Here is a 23197-nt window from a genome sequence, read left to right as displayed (position 1 = left end):
GCATGAACTGGCTCATCGCGGCTCCACGCTCGTGAAAGCTGATAAATGTTGCGTTAAAGCATCGTTTCCGGCGGATGTGCTTTCCCGGCACGGCGCCTATCGGCGACAATACAAGCACCTGCCAGGAACCGGATCGTTAGCGATCCGTCAACAGGCTAACGCAAAGCGCCACTTCCGGCAAGGTACTCCTGCTGTAACGCAAACGGAGCGCAAATGGGCGCCAAGGGCGAGCGGCGCTCCCGATTTTTTAATTCCAGCCGGAATTATTCAGTGATAGAGTCAGCGGTGGTTTGATACACTCGCGCGGTCCCACCCTTCCGGGTGCCAGCAATAAGGCAGATATTTCAATAATGCGCTCCAGTTCCGCCGCCGTGCCGTTCGACCCGCCGCGCCAACAGGCAAGTAGCGGCCTCGACAGCTTGATGGAGGCGGCTGGCGACGCCGTCTTCCAGCTCACGCCCGCCGGCCAGGTCCGCGCCGCCAGCCGCCGCGCGCTGCGCCTGACCGGACTCGATTTCCCCTTCGACGGCACGCCGCTGGCCGCGCTGGTCGCCGATCACGACGGCCCCGCCCTGCGCACCGCCATCGTCGACGCGGTCGCGACGGGCGAGCCGGTCCTGGCGCGCGTGCGCCTGCGCTGCGCCGGCGACGCCGCATCGGCCGAGCTGCGCCCCTTCGAACTGCGCATCGCCGCCGGAGACGACGGCCTGCTGTTCGCCGTCGGGCGCGACATGAGCGAGCAGCAGGCGACCGAGGAGCGGCTGCGCCACATGGCGACCCACGACGCGCTCACCGAACTGCCGAACCGGCTGCTGCTCGCCGACCGGGTGCGCATGGTGGTCGCCAATGCGCGCCGCTCGGGCCAGGGCTTTGCCGTCGCCACGGTCGGGCTGGACGGCTTCAAGAAGGTCAACGACGGCCTCGGCCACCAGGTCGGCGACACCGTGCTGCGCCAGGCGGCGGCGCGCCTGCGCAAGGTGCTGCGCGACAGCGACACGCTGGCGCGCCAGGGCGGCGACGAGTTCGTTGCCGTGCTGCCGGGCACCATCACCGACGCCCAGATCAAGCTCGTCACCGGGCGCCTGCTGGCGGCGCTGCAGTCGCCGTTCGAGATCGACGGCCACACCATCTACCTCGGGGCCTCGGCCGGGGTGGCCCTGTATCCGCAGCATGCCGAAGACGACAACGGCCTGCTGGCGCTGGCCGAGGCGGCGCTGGCGCGCGCCAAGGAGACCGGCAAGGCGCGCGCGGTGGTCTACAGCGTGCGCGACGAAGGCCCGCCGCAGCACGACATCTCGCTCGAAGCGGCCATGTTCAGCGCAGTGCGCGAAGGCGAATTCCTGCTCTATTACCAGCCGATCGTCGACGCTCGCACGCGCCTGATCGAGGGCTTCGAAACCCTGATGCGCTGGAAGCATCCGACCCTGGGCATGGTGCCGCCGGTGCGCTTCATCCCGATCGCCGAAACCAACGGCCTGATCAACCTGCTCGGCGCCTGGGCCCTGAAATCGGCCTGCGCCCAGTTGCGCCAGTTCGAGGAGGCGGCCGGGCGCGACCTGTACATCTCGGTCAACATCAGCCCGCGCCAGTTCCGCAGCGATAAATTCCTCGAGGTGCTGGACCAGGCGCTGGCCTTGTCGAGCCTGCCCGGCGACAAGCTGGTGCTGGAGATCACCGAGGGCACGCTGATGATCGATCCGCAGCACGCCGAGACCATCCTCGGCCGCATGGCCGAGCGCGGCGCGCGCATCGCGATCGACGACTTCGGCACCGGCTATTCGTCGCTGGCCTACCTGAAACGCTTCCCGATCTCGGTATTGAAGGTCGACCGCGCCTTCGTCAAGGACCTGCCGGGCGCGCACAAGGAGGCGGCAATCTGCAGCGCCGTGCTCGACATGGCGCGCCACCTCGACCTCACGGTCGTCGCCGAAGGCGTCGAAACCGAGGAGCAGCTCGGCTGGCTGCGCCAGCGCGACTGCCGCTACGTGCAGGGCTACCTGACCGGCAAGCCGATGCCGGCCCACGTCGCGCTCGCTGCCCTGCAAGACAACCATTACACGGCATTGCTGCCCCAGGAGCGGCAATGAACACCATGACGCACCACGACACCCCGGCCAGCGCCGACGCCACCCTCGCCCTGCTCTGGGAGCGCATCCGGCGCCAGGGCGACATGCCGGGTTTTACGCGCGCCATCAACGCCATCCTGGCCTCGATGCGCGGCGAGGACGAGCGCGAATTCTCGATGACGCAGACGGTGCTGTCCGACCCCGTCCTCACCCAGAAGGTGCTGCGCCTGGCCAACAGCGGCATGTACTCGGCCTTCGGCCAGCGCATCAATACCGTCTCGAAAGCGGTGCTGGTGCTCGGCACCGAGGCCATCGGCCACCTGGCGCTGGGCCTGAAACTGATCGAGGAGATCTCCAAGAGCACGCCGGACTCGGCCAATGCGCACGTCGAGATGGAAAAGGCCGTGCTGGCCGGGATGGTGGCGCAGCAGGTCGCCGCCAGCGCCGCCACCCGCGATCCGGAGGAGGCGGTGGTCTGCTCGATCCTGCATTCGCTCGGCCGGATGATGGTCGCCTTCTACCTGCCGGAACGCTGGACCGCGCTGCAGGCCGCCTCCGGCGCGGGCAACGAGGCCGCCGCCGCCCCGCGCCTGCTCGGCCTGTCGCTCGAAGCGCTGGGGCGCGCCACCGCCGAGCACTGGGGGCTGCCGCGCAACCTGGTGGCCGGCATGCGCACGCTCGAACCGGGCGAGCGGTCCGACGGCTTCGGCCACGACGACTGGCTGGCCGCGCTCGGCACGATGTCGACCCGCTGCGCCGGCGCGCTCTGGAACGACGATGAAGCGGGCGCCGCCGAGGTGGCCGACATGGCGGCCGCGTTCGCGCCGATGCTGGGCGTACAGCTCGACAACATCATGGGCGCCATCGAGCGTGCCAAGGCCGGCGCCGCGGCCGACCTGACGATCGCCCCGCTGGCCAATCCGGTCGAGAAGCGCGCCAAGGTCGACGCCGTGACGCGCAAGCGCGAAGCCGGCAACCGCGTCCTGATGAGTGGGGTGGCCGACATGCGCGAAGTGGGTGCGGGCGCCAGCCCGGGCCAGATGATGTCGATGGCGCTGGAGACGGCGCACCAGGGACTGTCCTTCACGCGCTCGTTCGCCTTCCTGCGCAACCGCCGCGAGGGCCGCTACCTGGCCAAGATGGGCCTCGGCACGGGCTCGCGCGCCCTGCTGCCGAATCTCGTGTTCGACGATGCCTACGGGGCCGACGTGTTCCACGCGGCGCTGGCCAGCGACCGCGTGATCTTCATCGAGAACGCCCAGGAGCCGAAGTTGTCGAGCAAGCTGCCCGGATGGTGGAAGGGCACGCTGTCGGAGGCGCGCAGTTTCGTCGTGGTGCCGCTGTGCCTGAACGGCCAGCCGGTCGGCTTCCTGTATGGAGACTGGGACGGCAGCTTCCCGTCGACCAGGCTGAGCCAGACCGAATTCTCGCTGCTCAACGACCTGCGCATGCTGGTGGTGCGCACGGTCGAGCGGCGCGCCGGACTCGAGATCGCGGCTCCCGGCCGCGCCTAGGCGCGGGGCGGCGCTGCGTCGCCCGCCCTGCTACCCTGGTTCCTTCGACGGCGCCCCCTTGGACGCGCTGTTCAAACCAGTTTCGGCGTAGGAACCTGGACGTCGCCGCACTGGGCGCGCTGCATCAGCGCGTGGTCGATCAGCACCAGCGCCAGCATCGCTTCCGCGATCGGCGTGGCGCGGATGCCGACGCAGGGGTCGTGGCGGCCGAAGGTTTCCACCGTCGCGGCGCTGCCCGCCTTGTCGATCGAGCGGCGCGGCACCCGGATCGAGGAGGTCGGCTTGATCGCCAGCGACACCGTGATGTCCTGGCCGGTCGAGATCCCGCCCAGCACGCCGCCCGCATTGTTGCCCACGAATCCGGCCGGCGTCAGCTCGTCGCCGTGCTCGGAGCCCTTCTGCGCCACCGAGGCGAAGCCGGCGCCGATTTCCACGCCCTTGACCGCGTTAATCCCCATCATGGCATAAGCGATGTCGGCGTCGAGCTTGTCGTAGATCGGCTGGCCCCAGCCGACCGGCACGCCGGTCGCCACGACGTCGATGCGGGCGCCGATCGAGTCGCCGGCGCGCCGCAGTTCGTCCATGTAGGCCTCCATCCGCGCCAGCAGGGCGGCGTCGGCGGTGGCGGCAAAGAACGGATTATTGGCGACGTGCTCCCAGCCCGCGAACGGAACCTCGATCTCGCCCAGCTGGCGCATGCAGCCGGCGAAACCGACGCCATACCGCTCGCGCAGCCATTTCTTGGCCACGGCGCCGGCGCCGACTACCGGCGCGGTCAGCCGCGCCGACGAGCGTCCGCCGCCGCGCGGGTCGCGCACGCCGTACTTGTGCCAGTAGGTGTAGTCGGCATGGCCGGGGCGGAAGGTGTCGACGATGTTGCCGTAGTCCTTGCTGCGCTGGTCTTCGTTCGGGATCAGGAGCGCGATCGGGGTGCCGGTCGTGACGCCCTCGTACACGCCCGACAGGATCTGCACGCGGTCCGCTTCCTGGCGCTGGGTCACGTGGCGCGAGGTGCCGGGCTTGCGGCGGTCGAGCTCGGGCTGGATGTCCGCTTCGGAGAGGGCCATGCCGGGCGGGCAGCCGTCGATGACGCAGCCGATCGCGGGACCGTGCGACTCGCCGAAGGTGGTAACGGAAAACAGCTTGCCGAAGGAATTGCCGGACATGATAGCGAAAGGGGAAGTGGCGAAAAGGCCATTCTACCAGCGCGCGCCCCGGGCGGCAGGGGCATCGAAAAAAGCCGGGAAGCCGCCGCCCGCGTGCTGCGGCGCAGGATATTTTTGCCCTGAGGAAATATTTTTCGTTTCCCGCCCAGTATTTGCGGCTATACTTCCCCGGTACGAAATGCAGAGCCCAAGCCTGGAGACGCAATAACAATGCCCGCATCGATTACGCCCGGAGTCGGTGGCGACGCGCACGACGACCTGGTTTTCCTGGACGAGACGCCACCGGCGGCCGGCGTCGACCTGCGCCCGGCCTGGCGTGTCCTGATCGTGGACGACGATGCCGACGTCCACTCCAGCACCACCTTCGCCCTCGCCGGCCTCGACGTGCAGGGCCGCCCGCTGGCCTTCCTGCACGCCAGTTCGGGCGCGGCCGCGCGCGCCCTGTTGGCCGACGAGCCCGACATCGCCGTGATCCTGCTCGACGTGGTCATGGAGCAGCCCGACGCCGGCCTGCACCTGGTGCGCTACATCCGCGAAACGCTCGGCATGCTCGACGTGCGCATCATCCTGCGCACCGGCCAGCCCGGTTACGCGCCCGAGATGGACGCCATCCGCGACCTCGACATCAACGATTACCGCACCAAGTCCGAGTTTACGCGCACCAAGCTGTACACGACGGTGGCCGCCGCCGTGCGCTGCTACCAGCAGCTGCGCGCCTTGAGCATGGGGCGTGCCGGCCTCGAGCGCATCGTCCAGGCCGGCGCCGAATTCATGCGGCTGCACGGCCCGCGCGAAGTGGCGCGCGCCGTGCTGGTACAGGCGGCCGCCCTGCTCGGCCAGCCGGGCGACGGTGTGCTGTGCGCCCGCGACCGTGGCCAGCTGCGCGTGCTCGGCGGCGAAGGCAGCGGCCGCGACCTCGAGGGCGGCCCGCCCGAAGTCCATCTCGACACCCGCATAGCCGCCAGCCTGCGGCGCGCTTTCGAGCAGCAGGCCATCGACTTCGGCCCCGGCTGCCTGGCGCTCTACTTTCCCGGCAAGTCGGGGCGCGACTTCGCCGCCGCGATTCCGCTCGTGCAGCCGGTCAGCGAAGGCGTGCGGCGCCTGCTGCGGGTGTTCGTCAGCGTCGTCTCGGTGGCGCTCGACAACCTGGAACTGGTCGGGCGCCTGAACGATGCCGCCTTCTTCGACCGCCTGACGCGCCTGCCGAACCGTACCCGGCTGGTCGAGGAGCTGGACCAGGCGCTCGCCGGCGCCAGCCCGGCCAGGCCCGCGCAGACGGTCCTGGCCCTGGTCGACCTCGACCACTTCGCCGAATCGAACGACGCCCTCGGCCACGGTTTCGGCGACCTGCTGCTGGTGGCCGTGGCGCAGCGCCTGCAAGCCCGGCTCGATCCGCGCCTGATCGTCGCGCGCATCGGCGGCGACACCTTTGCCGTGCTCGGGGACGCCAAGCTCAACACGCCCGCGGCGATCCACGCCCTGTTCGAAGCGCCGTTCGCGATCGACGGCCAGGACGTGCAAGTGTCGAGCACGCTCGGCCTGGTCAGGCTGAGCGAGCACGACGGCGCCGGCGCGGATGCGCTGAAGGACGCCGACATCGCGCTCAAGCGCGCCAAGTCGCAACAGCGCGGCGGCCATTTCTATTTCTCGCGCGGCATGGGCGTCGAGATCCGCGAACGGGTACGCCTGATGCACGCGCTGCGCGGCGGGCTCGAACGTGGCGAACTGTTCCTCGCCTACCAGCCGCAGGTCGACCTGGCCACCCATCGCCCGTTCGGCGTCGAGGCGCTGCTGCGCTGGCGCACCGCCGACGGCACGATGGTGCCGCCGGACCGTTTCATTCCGATTGCCGAATACTCCGGCCTGATCGTCGAGATCGGCGCCTGGGTGCTGCGCCAGGCCTGCGCCGAACTGATGCGCATCCGGGCGGCCGGCCACCTCGACTTCACCATGTCGGTCAACGTCTCGCAGGCGCAGTTCCGCCATCCGCAGTTCATCGACGTCCTGCGCGGCGCCCTCGACGCGAGCGGCGCCCCGGCCGCGTATCTCGAGCTCGAGATCACCGAATCGATGGCCATGGAAGAGCCGCAGCAGCTGGCCGAGATGCTGGCCCAGGTCAAGCGCACCGGCGTGTCGATCGCGATCGACGACTTCGGCACCGGATTCTCCTCGCTGTCGCACCTGCAGCGCCTGCAGGTGGACCGGCTCAAGATCGACCGCACCTTCGTGACCGAGATCACCGACTCGGCGCGTGGCAGCAGCATCGCGGAAATGGTGATCCAGCTCGGGCGCAACCTCGGCCTGTCTGTGGTTGCCGAGGGCGTCGAGGACGAGCGCCAGGCCCAGATCCTGCACGCGCTCGGCTGTCCGCTGGCGCAGGGCTACCTGTTTGCGCGGCCACTGGCGCCGCAGGCCCTGCTGGAGTGGCTCGCCGGCCAGCAGCCGCTGGCGGGCGCGCTGCACGCCGGACAACAGCTCGTTTCATAGTCCAGTAGCGAGGTCCTGATCGGCCGCTATGTTAAGTAGCGCACGAAAGTACCTTGCCTACTCAACTATACTTGTCGCGCATAAGCCGCTGCGTTGCCGGCGGCATCCTCACGGCGTTGCGATGACGAAACTTGACCGATTTTCCCGAAAGTCCTATGCGATGCGCAGGATGACGCTCGCCATCGAGCGTGCGATCGTCGGCCCTACCCGCAAGGATGAGGAGCGCGCCGCGCGCTGGGCCGCCGCCTGGGGCCTGCTCTGCGGGATACGTACCGAAGGCATCAACCTGAAGAGCTGCGACGTCAAGAATCCGGACCACGCCGCCGGGGAGACGCCTGACGCAATCGCAGCCCTGTCGTCACCTTCGCCGCGCGAGCGCGACAGCGTCGTACAGGCGCCATGCCCGTCCGGCGCGTCCGCCGGCAGCCCCTTGGTCGGCCAGACGGCCGGCGCCGCCGCAGCGCGGCCACCTGCCCAGCCAAATACCCTGTAGAAACGCCGATGATTGGCCTGTCCTGGCGGCGGCGGGCCGACCGGATTGCTGGGCTCGAACAGCCCGAGAAATGGAACCTTGCCCCGACGCAATACCTTTGTCCAGCCTGAGACAGGCTAAAACGCACGCGGGCATCGGTGCCGAATGCGTTTCAAACAAGCGTCAAGCGGGTTTCAACTGCGTTTCAGTCCTCGGCCGCCTGCTCCGCCGGCCAGTCACGGATATACGCCTTGAGCATGCGGTTCTCGAAGCTCTGCGCTTCGAGCACGGCGCGGGCGACGTCGTAGAACGAGATCACGCCCAGCAGGGTCTTGGCATCCATCACCGGCAGGTAGCGCGCGTGCTTCTCCAACATCATGCGGCGCACTTCGTTGACTTCGGTTTCGGGCGTCACCGTGATCGGGCTGTCGTCCATGTACTTGCGTACCGTGCCGGCGCCGAGCCCGCCGCCGTTGGCGTGCAGCACCTTGATCACCTCGCGGAAAGTCAGCATGCCGACCAGGTCGCCGTATTCCATCACCACCAGCGAGCCGATGTCTTTCTCCGACATCGTGTTGACCGCGTCCGCCAGCAGCGTTTCCGGAGTGACCGTATAAAGGATATTGCCTTTCACCTGCAGGATTTCCGAAACTTTCATGTTGGCCACCCCGGCGTCAGTTAATGTATTCACTAGTAATTTCTTTGTCAAAGGCATAAAACGGATGTAGCCTTAGCGTAGCAGAAAATCGGGATTCAGAGGAAGCAGAACCGGTTGGCACTTGCGCAATGATGCGTATTGGTCAATAACAGTGCTACGATGCCGCCCATCGTTCCTTCCTTGATGAGTACACCATGAGCGGTCCACGTTATCCCGGCTTCGATACGCTGTCGCTGCACGCGGGCGCAGCCCCCGACCCCGCCACCGGCGCGCGCGCCACGCCGATCCATTTCACGTCCTCGTTCGCCTTCCGCGACTCCGAGCACGCGGCCTCGCTGTTCAACATGGAGCGCAGCGGCCACGTCTACTCGCGCATCTCGAACCCGACCAATGCCGTGCTGGAAGAGCGCATTGCCGCGCTCGAAGGCGGCGTGGCCGGCATCGCGACTGCCAGCGGCCAGGCGGCGATGCACCTGGGCCTGTCGACGATCGCCGGCGCCGGCTCGCACATCGTGGCCTCCCGCGCGCTGTACGGCGGCTCGCACAACCTGCTCGCCTATACGCTCAAGCGCTTCGGCATCGAGACCACCTTCGTCGACCCGCGCGACATCGACGCCTGGCGCGCCGCGATCCGCCCCGAGACCAAGGTACTGTTCGGCGAAACCCTGGGCAATCCCGGCCTGGATGTGCTCGACATCCCGCGCATCGCCGCGCTGGCCCACGAGCACGACCTGCCGCTGATGGTCGACGCCACCTTCACCACGCCCTACCTGCAGCGTCCCTTCGACCTGGGCGCCGACCTGGTGTTCCACTCGGCCACCAAGTTCCTGTGCGGGCACGGCACCGCCATCGGCGGGCTGCTGGTCGACGGCGGCGTCTTCGACTGGCAGGCCGCCCATGAGCGCAGCGGGCGCTTCGCCGAGCTGTGCACGCCCTACGAGGGCTTCCACGGCATGGTGTTTACCGAGGAGTCGACGGTGGGCGCCTTTGCCCTGCGCGCGCGCCGCGAAGGCCTGCGCGACTTCGGCGCCGTCATGAGCCCGCACAACGCATTCGCCGTGCTGCAGGGGATCGAAACCCTCGGGCTGCGCATGGAGCGCCACGTCGCCAATACCCGGCGCGTGATCGACTTCCTGCTGTCGAACCCGGCGGTCGAGTCGGTGTCCTATCCGGAGCTCGAGAGCCATCCCGACCATGCGCTGGCAAACACCCTGCTGCCCAAGGGCTGCGGCGCGGTGTTCACCTTCGTCCTGAAGGGCGGGCGCGCAGCGGGACGGACTTTCGTGGACGCCTTGAAGGTGTTCTCGCACCTGGCCAATGTCGGCGACGCCAAGTCGCTCGTCATCCACCCGGCCTCGACCACGCACTTCCGCGTCCCCGCCGAGCAGCTCGCGGCCTCCGGCATCAGCGAGGGCACGATGCGCCTGTCGGTTGGCCTGGAAGACGCGGACGACCTGATCGAGGACCTGGCGCGCGCGCTGAAACTGTCGCAGAAGGGAGCGCGGGCATGATCCTCGATATCGACGGCAAGGCTGCCTACTGCTACAGCGGCGGCAAAGCGTTCGACCCGGCGCTGCCGACGGTCGTCTTCCTCCATGGCGCCCAGAACGACCACTCGGTCTGGGCCTTGCAGTCGCGCTGGTTCGCGCACCACGGCCATGGGGTGCTGGCCGTCGACCTGCCGGGCCATGGCCGCAGCGCCGGGCCGGCCCTGGCCAGCGTCGAAGCCATGGCCGACTGGCTGCTGGCCCTGCTCGAGCGGGCCGGCGCGTCGGCCGCGCTGCTGGTCGGGCACAGCATGGGTTCGCTGATCGCGCTGGAAGCGGCCCATCGCGCGCCGCAACAGGTGCGCGCGCTGGCCCTGCTCGGCACGACCTACCCGATGAAAGTATCGGACGCCCTGCTCGCCACCGCGCGCGACGACGAGGCGGCGGCGATCGACATGGTCAACATCTGGTCGCATTCGTCGTGGGCGCACAAGCCGTCCGCCCCGGCCCCGGGCTTCTCGGTGCTCGGCGGCGCGCGCCGCCTGATGGCGCGCATGTCGGCCATCAATCCCGACCGGCTCTTCTACACCGACTTTTCTGCCTGCAATGCCTATGCCAACGGCGAGGCGGCAGCAAGCAGCGTGCGCTGCCCGGCCCTGTTCATCTTCGGCAAGCAGGACATGATGACGCCGCCGCGCTCGACGAAGCTGCTGACCGGCGCCATCGCGCACGCCAAGGTGGTCGAGGTCGACGCCGGCCATTCCCTGATGAGCGAGCAGCCCGACGCGGTGCTCGACGCCCTCGCCGGTTTCGCCGCCAGCCTCGATTGAGGAGGAGACGATGCGCTTCGCCGAGTTCTATCCGTATTACCTGGCCCAGCACGCCGACCGCCGCTGCCGGCGCGCCCATTTCATCGGCACGTCGAGCGCGATCGCGGCCCTGGTGGCGGCGGTGGCCAGCATGAACGGCTGGTGGGTGCTGGCGGCGCTCGTGTTCGGCTACGGCGGCGCCTGGGTCGGGCACTTTTTCTACGAGCACAACCGGCCGGCGAGCTTTGCCCAGCCGTGGCTGTCGTTCAGGGCGGACTGGGTGATGTATTGGGAGATGTTGACGGGCAAATTAAGCTGGTAATTCAAGCCGGTGGTAATACGGCGCGTTCCGCGAAATACGCGCCGATCGGCCGGTCCAGCCCCTGCGCCACCGCCGCTTCCACCTGCCGCGCCAGCGCGTCCGTGTCGAGCGACAGCGCCGATCCCGCCACCTGGCGCGCGGCCGGCGCCAGCGCGGCCTGGGCGCCGCCGAACACGAACAGGCGGTACACGTCCGCCACGCTCAGCTTGTCCGGGTCGGCCAGCAGCACCCAGGCCTCCATCGCCGAGCCGCGCCGCGCGGCCTGCGCGGCATCGGCCTGCACCCGGCCGACCCATCCCGCCGCCGCCATCTGCTCGAGCAGGCGCCCCAGTTCGTCGTAGCCGATGCGCGTATGCGCGCGCAGCGCGGCGGCATCCACCAGCGCCGAGCCGGTGGCCTGCGCGCCGCCGTGCAGTACTTTCAACACCGCCATCGCATCGACGAAGGCGCCGCCGGGCGCCGGCACATGCCACCAGCGCTCGTATTTCACCGTCGGCAGCGCCGCCGCGACCACCGCCCCGAGCAGGGTGATCAGCCAGGACAGGTACAGCCACAGCAGGAACAGCGGCAGCGCTGCCAGCGCGCCGTAGATGATGGCGTAGGTCGGGAACTGGCGGATGAACAGCGCGAACAGGCGCTTGGCCAGCTCGAAGGCGATCGCCGCGGCCAGCGCGCCCCACAGCGCGTCGCGCCAGTCGACGTAGCGATTCGGTACCGCCACGTAGAGCAGCGTGTAGGCGCCGGTGCTGAGCGCGACCGAGGCCAGGGTCGACAGCACGGTGCCCAGCAGCGGCAGCGACTTCGTCACGCCGCCGGTGGCCATGAACAGCTGGGTGGTGAGCGAAATCGACAGGCCGAACAGTAGCGGCCCGAGCGTGATCAAGGCCCAATACACCAGCATGCGCTGCATCAGCGGACGCGGACGGCGCACGCGCCAGATCTGGTTGAACACGCGCTCGATCATGCCCATCATGGTGCTCGTGGTCACCAGCAGCATGACGGCGCCGAGCAGCGACAGGCCGGTCGCCTTGCTGGCGAACTGGGTCAGGTTCGAGATGATGGTGTTCGAGATTGCCTTGGGCATCAGGGCCTGGGCGAAATACATTTCCAGCGCCGTGCGGAGCTGACCGAAAATCGGAAACGTGGTAAAAATGGCCAGCACGATCGTCAGCAGCGGCACCAGTGCCAGCGTGGTCGTGAACGTCAGGCTGCCTGCTACCTGGGGCAACATTTCCTCGCGCAGGCGGCGCCGGGCGAAGCGCACCAGGTCGCGCGCCTCGCCCAAGGTCAGGCCGCGCACGCGCTCGGCGCCGAGGTGGAGCATATCGTTGGTGGAACGCGAAATCGCATTCACTGTTTTGGAGAGCATCTTGTCGTTTCAATGAGCCTGGGGACATTTGCTCGAGCGATGCCGCTCGAGCAATTCGAAAAGGCAAAGCATTCTATAATACCAACGATGAACCCGACCCCCCTGACCATACTTGTTCTGTACTACTCGCGCCACGGCGCTACCCGCAAACTGGCCGAGCTGATCGCGCAGGGCATCGAAAGCGTGCCCGGCGTGGAGGCGCGCCTGCGCACCGTGCCGGCAGTCTCGACGGTGACCGAGGCCACCCAGCCGGCAATTCCCGACGGCGGCGCGCCCTATGTCGAGCTGCAGGACCTGGCCGAATGCGCGGGACTGGCGCTGGGTTCGCCCACGCGCTTCGGCAACATGGCAGCGTCCATGAAATACTTCCTCGACGGCACCGCGGCCGAATGGCTGGCCGGTACCCTGTCCGGCAAGCCGGCGGTCGTGTTCGCCTCTACCGGCAGCCTGCACGGCGGCCAGGAGGCCACCCTGCTGTCGATGATGATTCCGCTGCTGCACCACGGCATGCTGGTGATGGGCTTGCCCTACACCCATCCGGAACTGATGACGACTTCCAGTGGCGGCAGCCCCTACGGCGCCACCCACTGGGCGGGGATCGACGGCGACAAGTCGGTCACGGAAGACGAAAAGCGCCTGGCGATCGCGCTCGGGCGCCGCCTGGCCGAGGCTGCCGCGAAGCTGCAATTCCCGTTACAACAACAGCTGCAACCACTGCACGGACCACGCTGATGCAAACCCCTAAGCTCTTTCTCGGTGGTGCCATCACCAGCCTCATCTGGCTGGTCGGCTGGCTGGTGGCATGGGAAATGTGGGTCGCCCCGCTGCACCCGGGCGGATCCCTGCTCGCACTCAAGGCGCTGCCGCTGCTCGTTCCGCTGCGCGGCGTGATCAAGCGCGACCTGTACACACTGCAATGGTCGTCGATGGTGATCCTGATCTACTTCGCCGAGGGCGTGGTGCGCGCCTGGAGCGACACCAGCGAACTGTCGCGCTTCATGGCGATGGGCGAAGTGGTGCTGGTCTGCGTGTATTTCGCCTGCGCCCTGCTCTACCTGCGCCCCTACAAGAAGGCGGCGCAAAAGCTGGCCAAGGAATTGCTCGACAAGGTGAAAGTGCCGCATGACTGAGGGCGCATGGCTGATGACGCATGACAGATGAATTCGTTGGGCGCTGCCGCGACATCGTCGGCGCGCCCTGGGTAGTGGCGGAAGAGGCGGCGATGGCGCCCTACCTCACCGACTGGCGCGGCCGTTTCACCGGACGCGCCCGCGCCGTGCTGCTGCCTGCCGATACCAGCCAGGTGGCGCAACTGGTCGCCGCATGCGCTGCCGCCCGGGTGCCGATCGTGCCCCAGGGCGGACGCACCGGGCTGGTGCTGGGCAGCGTGCCGGACGCCTCCGGCGCCGCCGTCGTGCTGTCGCTGCGGCGCATGAACCGCATCCTCGAGGTCGACGCCACCAACCGCACCATGCTGGTACAGGCCGGCGCCATCCTGCAAGACATCCAGGAGGCCGCGGCAAACGCCGGGCTGCTGTTCCCGCTCTCGCTGGCGGCCGAGGGCAGCTGCACCATCGGCGGCAACCTCTCGACGAATGCCGGCGGCACGGCGGTACTCCGCTATGGCAATACGCGCGAACTCTGCCTCGGACTGGAAGTCGTCACGCCCCGCGGCGAGGTCTGGGACGGCCTGCGCGCGCTGCGCAAGGACAATACCGGCTACGCGCTGCGCGACCTCTTCATCGGCGCCGAAGGCACGCTGGGCGTCGTCACGGCGGCCGTGCTGAAGCTCTATCCGCAGCCGAAAGCGGCCACCACCGCCCTGGTGGCGATGGACTCGCCCGCCAGCGCCCTGTCCCTGCTGTCCCTGATGCAGGACGTGTGCGGATCGAACCTGACCGCCTACGAGCTGATGTCCGACTTCTGCCTGCGCCTGGTGGCCACCCACTTCCCGCACCTGCCGCGGCCTTTCGCGCGCCCGCACGCCCAGTATGCGCTGCTGGAAGTGTCGAGCAGCGAGTCGGAACAGCACGCGGTCCGGCTGCTCGAATCGGGCGTCGAGGCCGCGCTCGAAGCGGGGATCGCGATCGACGCCGTGGTGGCCATGTCGGCGGCGCAGTCGGGCGGCCTGTGGCAGCTGCGCGAGCACATCCCGCTGGCCCAGGCCAGCGCCGGCAAGAACATCAAGCATGACGTGTCGCTGCCGATCTCGCGCATCGCCGACTTCATCGACACCGCCGGCGCCCGGCTGGCCCAGGCTTTCCCGGGCTGCCAGGTGGTCTGCTTCGGCCACCTCGGCGACGGCAACCTGCACTACAACGTGGCGCCGATGGACGGCGTCGACCACGAGGCCTTCCTCGCCAACCAGGGCGAGATCAACCGCATCGTGCACGACAGCGTGGCCGCCTTCGACGGCTCGATCTCGGCCGAACACGGCATCGGCGCGCTCAAGGTCGAGGAGCTGAAACGCTACAAGGACCCGGTCGAACTGAACATGATGCGTGCCATCAAAACCGCCCTGGACCCGCTCGGCATCATGAACCCCGGCAAAATCCTATGAACGGGGAAAAACGATGGGACGCATCATGGCGGTGACGGCGGCATGCCTGCTGGCGGCGAGCGCGGCAGTGCAATCACAAACAGTCTATCAATGCACCGCTGACGGCAAGGTCAGCTATGGCGAGCACCCGTGCGCGGATGGCGTCGCGCGCGCCCTGCCGCGCGCGACGGCACCGAGCGATCCCGCCGCCGCCGCGGCCCGCCTGGAACGTGACAAGGCGCGGCTGGCGCAACTCGAGCGGGCGCGCAATGCCCAGGCGCAGGCCGACGAGCGCGCCCATGCCCGCGCGGCCCGCGCCGCGGCCCTGCAGCGCCGCACATGCGAGCGCCTGCGGCTGCAGGCGGCCTGGGCGGCCGAAGACGCGGGGCGCGCCACCAAACAGGCAGCGGGCGCGGCGCGCTTGAAGGCACAACGGCAGGAGCAGGCGCTGGCGGTGGAATGTCCGGCCTGAACGTCCTGTCGCGCTGGCTGCTGTTCGGCGAATGGCGCGCCCATCCCGTGCGCGCCGTGCTGGCGGTGGCCGCGATCGCGGTCGGCGTGGCGATGGGCTTCGCGATCCACCTGATCAATGCCGCCGCCTTCAACGAATTCTCGGCCGCCATCAAGAGCCTGTCGGGCCAGGCCGACGTCCAGGTGCTGGGACGCGAGGCCACCTTCGACGAATCGATCTACCCTTTCCTGGCCGAATACCAGGGGGTCGCGCTGGCCTCCCCGGTGCTCGAACTGCAGGCGGCCGTGCCTGCCGCGCGCGGCGCGCTGCGCCTGGTCGGCATCGACCCGCTGCGCGCCGGCTACATCGCGCCCGACCTGCTGGGCGTGCCCGCCGAGGGGCGCGGCACCGACGTGCTGGGCGACGACACCGTCTTCCTGTCGCCGGCCGCGCAAAGCTGGCTGAACCTGGACGGCAAGCCCCTGGTGATACGCGCCGGCACCCGCGACCTGGCGCTGCGCGTGGCCGGCCCGGTGGCGCGCGCCCGTGCCGGCCAGCGCTTCGGCGTGATGGACATCGGTGCCCTGCAATGGCGTTTCGGGCAGATCGGGCGGCTCTCGCGCGTCGACCTCAAACTGCGCGACGGCGTCAACCGCGCCGAATTCGAGCGGCAGCTGGCAAGCGACCTCGCACGGCGCTTTCCGGGGCGCTTCCGCGTCCAGCAGCCGAACGACAGCGACCAGGAAAGCCGCAACAACAACCTCAGCCGCGCCTACCGGGTCAACCTCACCGTGCTGGCCCTGGTCGCCCTGTTCACCGGCGCCTTCCTCGTGTTCTCGACCCAGGCGCTGTCGGTGATGCGCCGGCGCAGCCAGTTCGCCCTGCTGCGGGTGCTCGGCGTCGAGCGCCGCCAGTTGCTGCGCCAGGTGCTGGTCGAAGGGGCCAGCCTGGGCGTGATCGGCGCCGCGCTGGGCGTGGCGGCCGGCTACGCCCTGGCGGCGCTCGCCCTGCGCTTCTTCGGCGGCGACCTCGGCGCCGGCTACTTCCCCGGCATCAAGCCGCAAGTCGTGTTCACCCCGGTCGCGGCCGTGGTCTTCTTCGCGCTCGGCCTGGGCGTTGCCCTGCTCGGCTGCCTGGCCCCGGCCCTGGAGGCGGCCCGCGCCCGCCCCGCCGTCGCCCTCAAATCCGGCAACGACGAGGCCGCGCTGACCCGCCTGGCGCGGGTCTGGCCCTCGCTGCTCTGCCTGCTTCTCGCCACCGTCTTCGCCTTCGCCCCGCCCGTGTTCGAGCTGCCGCTGTTCGGCTATTTCGCCATCGCCCTGCTCTTGATCGGCGGCATCGGCCTGATGCCGCGCCTGGCGTCCAGCACCTTCCGCCTGCTCAACCGTCCATTGCTGCGCGCCACCAAAGCCCCGCCGGTACTGGCGCTGACCCTGGCGCGCCTGGCGAATGCGCCCGGCCAGGCCTCGATCGCACTGGGCGGCGTGCTTGCCAGCTTCAGCCTGATGGTCGCGATGGGGATCATGGTCGCCAGTTTCCGCGAATCGGTCGACGACTGGATGCGCCACATCCTGCCGGCCGACCTGTACGTGCGCAGTGCCGCCGGCGGCAGCTCCGGCTTCTTCGGCAAACCCGAACAGGAGGCGATCCTGCGCGCGGCCGCCGGCCATCCGGTGCAGTTCCTGCGCACCCGGCCGGTCTCCCTGGCCGAGAACCGTCCCGACGTGATCCTGATCGCGCGCGACCTCGATCCGGCCGACCCGGGGCGCCTGCTGTTCCTGGTCGGCCAGTCGCGTCCCATCCCGGCCGGCGCGCGCCCGGCCTGGGTCTCGGAGGCGATGCTCGACCTGTACGGCACCCGGGTCGGCCAGACATTGACGCTGCCGCTCGGTGGGCGGCCGGTTTCCTTTTTTGTGGCCGGCGTCTGGCGCGATTACGCCAACCAGTCGGGCTCGGTCGTGGTGCGCCTGGCCGACTACCGCGCGCTGACCGGCCTGGACGAGGTGACCGACGCCGCCATCTATGCCGGCAGCGAGGAACAGACCGACGCCATCGAACGCGCGCTGCGCAAGCTGCCTTTCGGCCCGGCCCTGCAACTCGCGCGGCCCGGCCAGATCCGCGCCATGAGCCTGCAGATCTTCGACCGCAGCTTCGCCGTCACCTATTTGCTGGAGGCGATCGCGATCGTCATCGGCCTGTCGGGCGTGGCCGCGACCTTCTCGGCCCAGACGCTGGCGCGCGCCAAGGAGTTCGGCATGCTGCGCCACGTCGGCGTGACCCGGCGCCAGGTGCTCGGCATCCTGGCCTGCGAGGGCGGCCTGCTGACCCTGCTGGGCGTGGCCTGCGGCTTCGCGCTCGGGCTGGTCATCAGCCTGATCCTCGTCTTCGTTGTCAACCCGCAATCCTTCCACTGGACCATGGGCCTGCACCTGCCCTGGGGCCTGCTGGGCACCGTGGCGTTCGTGCTGGTCGCCGCCTCGGTCGCCACGGCCCTGGTGTCGGGACGGTTTGCCTTGTCCGGCGGGCCGGTGCGCGCCGTCAGGGAGGACTGGTAGTGAAAAGATCAAGCTTGACCCGGCCCCTGCTCGCGCTACTGCTGTTGTTTGCGCAAGCCTGCCTGGCGGCGCCGCCCGCGTTCGCGCCCGTGACACCGGTGTCGGGCTTGCGCTTCCCGACCGATTTCGGCGCCCATCCGGCATTTCGCACCGAATGGTGGTACGTCACGGGCTGGGTCGAGACCGCGGCCGGCAAGCCGCTCGGCTTCCAGGTGACCTTCTTTCGCAGCCGCACCGAACACGATCCGGCCAACCCGAGCGCCTTTGCCCCGCACCAGCTGGTGATCGGGCACGCCGCCGTGTCCGATCCGGCCTACGGCCGCCTGGTGCACGCCGAGCGCAGCGCGCGCGAAGGCTTCGGGCTGGCCTGGGCCAGGGCCGGCGATACCGACCTGAAACTCGACGACTGGCGCATGCGGCGCGCGCCGGACGGCAGCTACCGGGTGCTGGTGCGCTCGAACGAGCTGACGCTCGACCTCGACCTCGTGCCCACCCAGCCGACCCTGGTGCAGGGCGAAAACGGCTATTCGCGCAAGGGACCCTCCGCGCAGAACGCCAGTTACTACTACAGCCAGCCGCACCTGAAGGTCAGCGGCACGGCGGGGCGCGCCGGCGCAGTCGGGCCGGTCGCAGGCAGCGCCTGGCTCGATCACGAATGGTCGAGCGAAGCGCTGCAGCCCGAGGCGAGCGGCTGGGACTGGGTCGGCCTGAACCTCGACGACGGGTCGGCGCTGATGGCTTTCCAGGTCCGCCGCAAGGACGGTGGTAAACTATGGGCGCACGCGGCGCTGCGCAATGCCGAGGGCAAGGTGACGCGCTACGCGCCCGAGCAGGTCAGTTTTACCCCGCAGGCACGGTGGAAGTCGCCGCGCACGAACGCCGAATACCCGGTCGCCACCACGATTGCCACGGGTACGACGCGCTGGCAGGTCACGCCGCTGCAGCACGACCAGGAACTCGACTCGCGCCGCTCGACGGGCGCCGTCTACTGGGAGGGCGCGGTAACGGTGGCGCGCGACGGCGTGCCCGCAGGGCGCGGCTACCTCGAGATGACCGGCTACGTACGGCCGATGAAACTGTTGAACCAAGAGACAAAACAACAACAAGCGACACGATGACCAAGCGTTCCCCCAGCAGTACAGAGTCCTCCGCCCCGGCGCAGGCACCCGCACAAGGCAGCCTCGCCGCGCTCAAGGGCCTGTTGCCCTTCCTGGCCCCCTACCGGCGCCAGTTCGTCCTGGCCGGCATCGCGCTGCTGTTTGCGGCCGGCTCGACGCTGGCCATTCCCGCGGCCTTCAAGCAGATGATCGACCTCGGCTTCGGCAATACGGCCGGCGGCCAGGGCATCCGCCACATCGACAGCGCCTTCCTGGCCCTGTTCGGCGTCGCCACCGTGCTCGGCCTGGCCACGGCGGCGCGCTTCTACATGGTGTCCTGGCTGGGCGAGCGCGTCACGGCCGACATCCGCAGCGCGGTCTACCGCCACGTGGTCCAGCAGAGTCCCGAATTCTTCGAGACCACCCAGACCGGCGAAGTGCTGTCGCGCCTGACCACCGACACCACGCTGATCCAGACCGTGGTCGGCACCAGCATCTCGCTGGCCCTGCGCAACACCCTGCTCTTCCTGGGCGGCCTGGCGATGCTGTTCGTGACCAGCGCCAAGCTGACCGCCATCATCCTGGCCCTGCTGGTGGCCGTGATCGTGCCGATCGTGCTGTTCGGGCGGCGCGTGCGCAAGCTCTCGCGCGATTCGCAAGACCGCATCGCGGACGCCTCGGCCCTGGCCGGCGAGATCCTGAACGCCATACCGACCGTGCAGGCCTATACCCACGAGCAGATCGAGGCCGAGCGCTTCGGCGCCACCGTCGAGGGCGCGTTCGGCGCGGCCATGCAGCGCATCCGCGCCCGCTCCTTCCTGACCATGCTGGCCATCGTGCTGGTGTTCGGCACCATCGTCTTCGTGCTGTGGCTGGGCGCCCATGCGGTCTTGCAGGGCGAGATGACCAGCGGCGACCTCGGGCAGTTCATCCTGTACGCGGCCATCGTGGCCGGCTCGATCGGCGCCCTGTCGGAAGTGATGGGCGAAGCGCAGCGCGCCGCCGGCGCCACCGAGCGCCTGCTCGAGCTGCTCTCGGCGCGCGCCGACATCCGCAATCCGGCGCACCCGCGCCCGCTGCCGGCACGCCACCAAGGTGAAACATCGAACGGCGCGGCGCTGGCCCTGCAGGACGTGACCTTCGCCTACCCCTCGCGCCAGGACACGGCGGCCCTGTCGCACGTGTCGCTGGCGATCCGTCCCGGCGAGACGGTCGCCGTCGTCGGCCCTTCGGGCGCCGGCAAGACCACCCTGTTCCAGCTGCTGCTGCGCTACTACGATCCGCAGGCGGGGGCGATCACGCTCGACGGCGTCGACATCCGCGACCTCGACCTGCACACGCTGCGGGGCGCCATCGGCATCGTCCCCCAGGACACCGTGATCTTCTCGGAAGACGCGATGGAAAACATCCGCTACGGCCGGCCCGAGGCCAGCGACGAAGAGGTGATCGCGGCCGCGAAGATGGCCGCCGCCCACGAGTTCATCGAACGCCTGCCGCAGGGCTACCGCTCCTTCCTCGGCGAGCGCGGCGTGCGTTTGTCGGGCGGCCAGCGCCAGCGCATCGCGATTGCGCGCGCCCTGCTGAAGAATCCGCCGCTGCTGCTGCTCGACGAAGCGACCAGCGCGCTCGACGCCGAATCGGAACGCCTGGTCCAGGGCGCGCTGGAAGCGGCGATGGTCGGGCGCACCACCATCATCATCGCCCACCGCCTGGCCACCGTGCAGCGCGCCGACCGCATCGTGGTGATGGAAGACGGACGCGTGGTGGAAACCGGCACCCATGCGTCGCTGGTGGCGATGGGCGGCATCTACGCCAACCTGGCGGCGCTGCAGTTCCATCACATCCATGTTGAACAGCCTGCATCGGGTGTTGCAAGTTGACACGAGGTTGACACAAAAGCGGTATCACACTGGCATTTTTTTGTTGATTTAGGGCAATTCGCGCGTAGGATGGATCTCCGTTTTCCCCATCTTGCGCGTCATGTCGAACAGTAAATATCACCCTGCCAACTGGAGTGTCGGCACCAAGGTCAGTGCCTTCACCTTCACCCTCGTCGGCGCCATCCTTGCGGCGCTGATCCTCACGATCAGCGCGAACACGGCCAGCCTGCTGGAACAACGCTCGACCCAGGCCATGGACAAAGAGCTGGCCGGTGTCGTCAGCACGATCGAGCTCTTCAACAAGACGGTGTCGAACGAGGCCGTCGGCTTCGGACGCATCTTCCGGGCCGCATTCGGCGGCGCCTTCGAACTCGACGAAGCGAGCACGGTCGACATCGGCGGCAAGCCGGTGCCCACGCTCAAGCACGCGGGCCAGGCGCTCAACCTCGACTTCAGCGCGCCGGACCGCTTCAGCGCCGCAACGGGCGGCAATGCCACCATCTTCGCGGCGGTCGGCGAGGACTTCGTGCGCATCAGCACCTCGGTCAAGAAAGAGAACGGCGAGCGCGCCGTCGGCACCCAGCTCGACCGTGCCAGCCCGGCCTATGCCGCCCTGCGCGCCGGGCGTGTGTTCGTCGGCCTGGTCACGCTGTTCGGCAAGCAATACATCACCCAGTACGAACCGGTGCGCGACGGCGCCGGCCGCGTCGTGGGCGCCCTCTACGTCGGGATCGATATCAGCGCCGACATGGCCGCGCTCAAGGAACGCATCCGCACGCTCAAGGTCGGCGAGACCGGCTATTTCTATGTGCTCGATTCGGCGCCGGGCAAGCACTACGGCAACGTGCTGGTGCACCCGCAGCGCGAAGGCGAGAACCTGCTCGAGCAGCGCGCGGCCGACGGCCGCGCCTTCGTCAAGGAGATGCTGGAACAGAAGACCGGCTTGCTGCGCTACGCGCGGCAAGAGGGGGACCAGGCAACGCCGCGCGAGCAGGTCGCGGCCTTTGCCCCGGTCAAGGACTGGAACTGGGTCGTGGTCGGCGCCACCTACCGCGACGAGCTCACGGCCGAGGCCCGCGCGCTGCGCAACCGCTGCTTCGTGCTCGGCCTGGCCGCGCTGCTGGTGTTTGCCGCCGGCCTGTACGCCTTCGTGCGCCGCTCGATCACCCGTCCGCTGGCCGCCGCCCGCGACGCCGCGGTGCGCATGGCCGACGGCGACCTGACGGTGCGCGTCGAGCGCCGCCACAACGACGAACTCGGCCTGCTGGCCGACGCCATGAACGGCATCAGCCGCAACCTGTCCGCGGTCGTGGGCAAGGTCCGCACCGGCGCCGAGCAGATCGCCACCGCCTCCAACGAGATCTCCTCCGGCAACCTCGACCTGTGCGCCCGCACCGAGCGCCAGGCCGGCCACCTGGCCAGCACCGCTTCCTCGATGGGCGAACTGACCGATACCGTGCGCCAGAACGCCGACCATGCGCGCCAGGCCAACACGCTGGCCGTCAACGCTTCCGGCATCGCGCAGGAAGGCGGCAACATGGTGGCGCAGGTGGTCGACACCATGGAATCGATCCAGCAGTCCTCGCGCAGGATCGCCGACATCACCGGCGTCATCGACGGCATCGCCTTCCAGACTAACATCCTGGCGCTCAACGCCGCGGTGGAGGCGGCGCGCGCCGGCGAACAGGGGCGGGGCTTCGCGGTCGTCGCCAGCGAGGTGCGCAACCTGGCCCAGCGCAGCGCGGCGGCAGCCAAGGAGATCAAGACCCTGATCGCCGCGTCCAGCACGGAAGTCGAGGCCGGCAGCAAGCTGGTCTCGCAGGCCGGCGTGACGATGAACGAGGTGCTGGCCAGCGTCGGCCGCGTCACCAGCATCATGGCCGACATCAGCGCCGCCAGCGCCGAGCAAAGCAGCGGCATCGAACACGTCAACCGGGCGATCGGCGAAATGGACGAGGCCACCCAGCACAACGCCGCCCTGGTCGAGGAAGCCAGCGCCGCCGCCCAGGCGATGCAGGACCAGGCCGCCGAGCTGGCGCGCGCGGTGCGGCTGTTCCGGCTGGACGAGGCGGCGTTGGCCGCTCCGGCGGCGCGCCTTGCGCTGGCGGAATAGCCCCCGCGGCGCGGTCCAGTCGTAGGGTGGCCGGCTCCACCCGGGTGCTGAAACTTGCGCGGCATTTGCGCCGCCCACGCGTTCAAGCGGCTCCCGAGTGCCCGCGCGCTTGCATGCTCTGATTGAACGCGTGGGCGGCGGACAGGCCGCTTGAATTCGCGCACCCGGGTGGAGCCGCCCACCCTACCGCCCGCGTGCGCTTCGGTGTAGAG

At 68.9% G+C, this 23197-nt stretch carries 18 protein-coding genes; 15 read left to right on the top strand and 3 right to left on the bottom strand.

Features of this window, described 5'->3' with window-relative positions:
• The first annotated feature begins 350 nt into the window (after window positions 1-350).
• Together ACFPAH_RS12260 and ACFPAH_RS12255 are read left to right on the top strand one after the other, a co-directional pair.
• On the top strand, window positions 351-2087 hold the full coding sequence (locus ACFPAH_RS12260; RefSeq protein ID WP_379745364.1) for a putative bifunctional diguanylate cyclase/phosphodiesterase: 1737 nt from the start codon (window positions 351-353) through the stop codon (window positions 2085-2087).
• On the top strand, window positions 2084-3580 hold the full coding sequence (locus ACFPAH_RS12255; RefSeq protein WP_417568501.1) for an HDOD domain-containing protein: 1497 nt from the start codon (window positions 2084-2086) through the stop codon (window positions 3578-3580). The genes ACFPAH_RS12260 and ACFPAH_RS12255 overlap by 4 nt, the downstream gene beginning before the upstream one ends.
• A 71-nt stretch (window positions 3581-3651) precedes the next feature.
• Here the strand turns inward: ACFPAH_RS12255 and aroC are convergent, their stop codons facing one another.
• Window positions 3652-4746, bottom strand: a complete 1095-nt coding sequence (aroC, locus tag ACFPAH_RS12250) for a chorismate synthase (RefSeq protein WP_379745361.1) — start codon at window positions 4744-4746, stop codon at window positions 3652-3654.
• Between the two features lie 210 nt (window positions 4747-4956).
• Here aroC and ACFPAH_RS12245 point away from each other — a divergent pair, with 210 nt between their 5' ends.
• The gene (locus ACFPAH_RS12245; RefSeq protein WP_379745358.1) at window positions 4957-7233 is read left to right on the top strand and encodes an EAL domain-containing protein; all 2277 of its coding nucleotides are present in this window, start codon (window positions 4957-4959) and stop codon (window positions 7231-7233) included.
• A gap of 121 nt (window positions 7234-7354) precedes the next feature.
• Window positions 7355-7726, top strand: a complete 372-nt coding sequence (locus tag ACFPAH_RS12240) for a hypothetical protein (RefSeq protein ID WP_379745355.1) — start codon at window positions 7355-7357, stop codon at window positions 7724-7726.
• 184 nt (window positions 7727-7910) lie between these two features.
• Here the strand turns inward: ACFPAH_RS12240 and ACFPAH_RS12235 are convergent, their stop codons facing one another.
• Window positions 7911-8363 (bottom strand): CBS domain-containing protein, encoded by a 453-nt coding sequence (locus tag ACFPAH_RS12235; protein ID WP_379746000.1) that lies wholly within the window; start codon window positions 8361-8363, stop codon window positions 7911-7913.
• Window positions 8364-8557: 194 nt separating this feature from the next.
• On the opposite strand from ACFPAH_RS12235, the gene ACFPAH_RS12230 reads away from it, so the two are divergent.
• The 3 genes from ACFPAH_RS12230 to ACFPAH_RS12220 are packed head-to-tail and all read left to right on the top strand — an operon-like array spanning window position 8558 to window position 10981.
• Complete coding sequence (locus ACFPAH_RS12230; RefSeq protein ID WP_379745352.1) at window positions 8558-9874, top strand: O-acetylhomoserine aminocarboxypropyltransferase; 1317 nt, start codon at window positions 8558-8560, stop codon at window positions 9872-9874.
• Window positions 9871-10680 (top strand): alpha/beta fold hydrolase, encoded by an 810-nt coding sequence (locus tag ACFPAH_RS12225; RefSeq protein WP_379745349.1) that lies wholly within the window; start codon window positions 9871-9873, stop codon window positions 10678-10680. Before ACFPAH_RS12230 ends, ACFPAH_RS12225 begins: the two co-directional genes overlap by 4 nt.
• 10 nt (window positions 10681-10690) lie before the next feature.
• Complete coding sequence (locus ACFPAH_RS12220) at window positions 10691-10981, top strand: Mpo1-like protein (RefSeq protein ID WP_379745346.1); 291 nt, start codon at window positions 10691-10693, stop codon at window positions 10979-10981.
• 1 nt (window position 10982) lies between these two features.
• Here ACFPAH_RS12220 and ACFPAH_RS12215 read toward each other — a convergent pair whose 3' ends face one another.
• Window positions 10983-12350, bottom strand: a complete 1368-nt coding sequence (locus ACFPAH_RS12215) for a YihY family inner membrane protein (RefSeq protein ID WP_379745343.1) — start codon at window positions 12348-12350, stop codon at window positions 10983-10985.
• Window positions 12351-12437: 87 nt separating this feature from the next.
• On the opposite strand from ACFPAH_RS12215, the gene wrbA reads away from it, so the two are divergent.
• The 8 genes from wrbA to ACFPAH_RS12175 all read left to right on the top strand — a co-directional run bounded on the left by wrbA (window position 12438) and on the right by ACFPAH_RS12175 (window position 22985).
• Entirely contained in the window at window positions 12438-13082 is a 645-nt protein-coding gene (gene wrbA, locus ACFPAH_RS12210; RefSeq protein ID WP_379745340.1) for an NAD(P)H:quinone oxidoreductase, read from the top strand.
• The gene (locus ACFPAH_RS12205) at window positions 13082-13480 is read left to right on the top strand and encodes a DUF2069 domain-containing protein (protein WP_379745337.1); all 399 of its coding nucleotides are present in this window, start codon (window positions 13082-13084) and stop codon (window positions 13478-13480) included. The genes wrbA and ACFPAH_RS12205 overlap by 1 nt, the downstream gene beginning before the upstream one ends.
• A gap of 20 nt (window positions 13481-13500) precedes the next feature.
• The gene (locus ACFPAH_RS12200; protein WP_379745334.1) at window positions 13501-14910 is read left to right on the top strand and encodes an FAD-binding oxidoreductase; all 1410 of its coding nucleotides are present in this window, start codon (window positions 13501-13503) and stop codon (window positions 14908-14910) included.
• A 13-nt stretch (window positions 14911-14923) separates the two neighbouring features.
• Window positions 14924-15361 (top strand): DUF4124 domain-containing protein, encoded by a 438-nt coding sequence (locus ACFPAH_RS12195; RefSeq protein ID WP_379745331.1) that lies wholly within the window; start codon window positions 14924-14926, stop codon window positions 15359-15361.
• Window positions 15349-17895, top strand: coding sequence for an FtsX-like permease family protein (locus ACFPAH_RS12190; protein WP_379745328.1), 2547 nt, complete (start codon window positions 15349-15351; stop codon window positions 17893-17895). Before ACFPAH_RS12195 ends, ACFPAH_RS12190 begins: the two co-directional genes overlap by 13 nt.
• A gap of 14 nt (window positions 17896-17909) precedes the next feature.
• Window positions 17910-19013 (top strand): lipocalin-like domain-containing protein, encoded by a 1104-nt coding sequence (locus ACFPAH_RS12185; RefSeq protein ID WP_379745325.1) that lies wholly within the window; start codon window positions 17910-17912, stop codon window positions 19011-19013.
• Window positions 19010-20872 (top strand): ABC transporter transmembrane domain-containing protein, encoded by a 1863-nt coding sequence (locus ACFPAH_RS12180; protein ID WP_379745322.1) that lies wholly within the window; start codon window positions 19010-19012, stop codon window positions 20870-20872. The genes ACFPAH_RS12185 and ACFPAH_RS12180 overlap by 4 nt, the downstream gene beginning before the upstream one ends.
• 100 nt (window positions 20873-20972) lie before the next feature.
• The gene (locus ACFPAH_RS12175; protein WP_379745319.1) at window positions 20973-22985 is read left to right on the top strand and encodes a Cache 3/Cache 2 fusion domain-containing protein; all 2013 of its coding nucleotides are present in this window, start codon (window positions 20973-20975) and stop codon (window positions 22983-22985) included.
• Window positions 22986-23197 lie beyond the last annotated feature (212 nt).

Origin of the sequence: Massilia sp. GCM10023247 (assembly GCF_042653325.1) — a bacterium.
Classification (GTDB): Bacteria; Pseudomonadota; Gammaproteobacteria; order Burkholderiales; family Burkholderiaceae_D; genus Telluria.
The sequence above is the reverse complement of the archived record's forward strand: the minus strand, read 5'-3'. Positions and strand labels throughout refer to the sequence as shown.

Coding starts and splice junctions, on each gene's coding strand:
- ACFPAH_RS12220 (WP_379745346.1), top strand. CDS start 10,691: ATGCGCTTCGCCGAGTTCTATCCGTATTACCTGGCCCAGCACGCCGAC.
- ACFPAH_RS12175 (WP_379745319.1), top strand. CDS start 20,973: ATGTCGAACAGTAAATATCACCCTGCCAACTGGAGTGTCGGCACCAAG.
- ACFPAH_RS12255 (WP_417568501.1), top strand. CDS start 2,084: ATGAACACCATGACGCACCACGACACCCCGGCCAGCGCCGACGCCACC.
- aroC (WP_379745361.1), bottom strand. CDS start 4,746: ATGTCCGGCAATTCCTTCGGCAAGCTGTTTTCCGTTACCACCTTCGGC.
- ACFPAH_RS12200 (WP_379745334.1), top strand. CDS start 13,501: ATGACAGATGAATTCGTTGGGCGCTGCCGCGACATCGTCGGCGCGCCC.
- ACFPAH_RS12190 (WP_379745328.1), top strand. CDS start 15,349: ATGTCCGGCCTGAACGTCCTGTCGCGCTGGCTGCTGTTCGGCGAATGG.
- ACFPAH_RS12235 (WP_379746000.1), bottom strand. CDS start 8,363: ATGAAAGTTTCGGAAATCCTGCAGGTGAAAGGCAATATCCTTTATACG.
- ACFPAH_RS12215 (WP_379745343.1), bottom strand. CDS start 12,350: ATGCTCTCCAAAACAGTGAATGCGATTTCGCGTTCCACCAACGATATG.
- wrbA (WP_379745340.1), top strand. CDS start 12,438: ATGAACCCGACCCCCCTGACCATACTTGTTCTGTACTACTCGCGCCAC.
- ACFPAH_RS12205 (WP_379745337.1), top strand. CDS start 13,082: ATGCAAACCCCTAAGCTCTTTCTCGGTGGTGCCATCACCAGCCTCATC.
- ACFPAH_RS12240 (WP_379745355.1), top strand. CDS start 7,355: ATGACGAAACTTGACCGATTTTCCCGAAAGTCCTATGCGATGCGCAGG.
- ACFPAH_RS12260 (WP_379745364.1), top strand. CDS start 351: ATGCGCTCCAGTTCCGCCGCCGTGCCGTTCGACCCGCCGCGCCAACAG.
- ACFPAH_RS12230 (WP_379745352.1), top strand. CDS start 8,558: ATGAGCGGTCCACGTTATCCCGGCTTCGATACGCTGTCGCTGCACGCG.
- ACFPAH_RS12245 (WP_379745358.1), top strand. CDS start 4,957: ATGCCCGCATCGATTACGCCCGGAGTCGGTGGCGACGCGCACGACGAC.
- ACFPAH_RS12225 (WP_379745349.1), top strand. CDS start 9,871: ATGATCCTCGATATCGACGGCAAGGCTGCCTACTGCTACAGCGGCGGC.
- ACFPAH_RS12195 (WP_379745331.1), top strand. CDS start 14,924: ATGGGACGCATCATGGCGGTGACGGCGGCATGCCTGCTGGCGGCGAGC.
- ACFPAH_RS12180 (WP_379745322.1), top strand. CDS start 19,010: ATGACCAAGCGTTCCCCCAGCAGTACAGAGTCCTCCGCCCCGGCGCAG.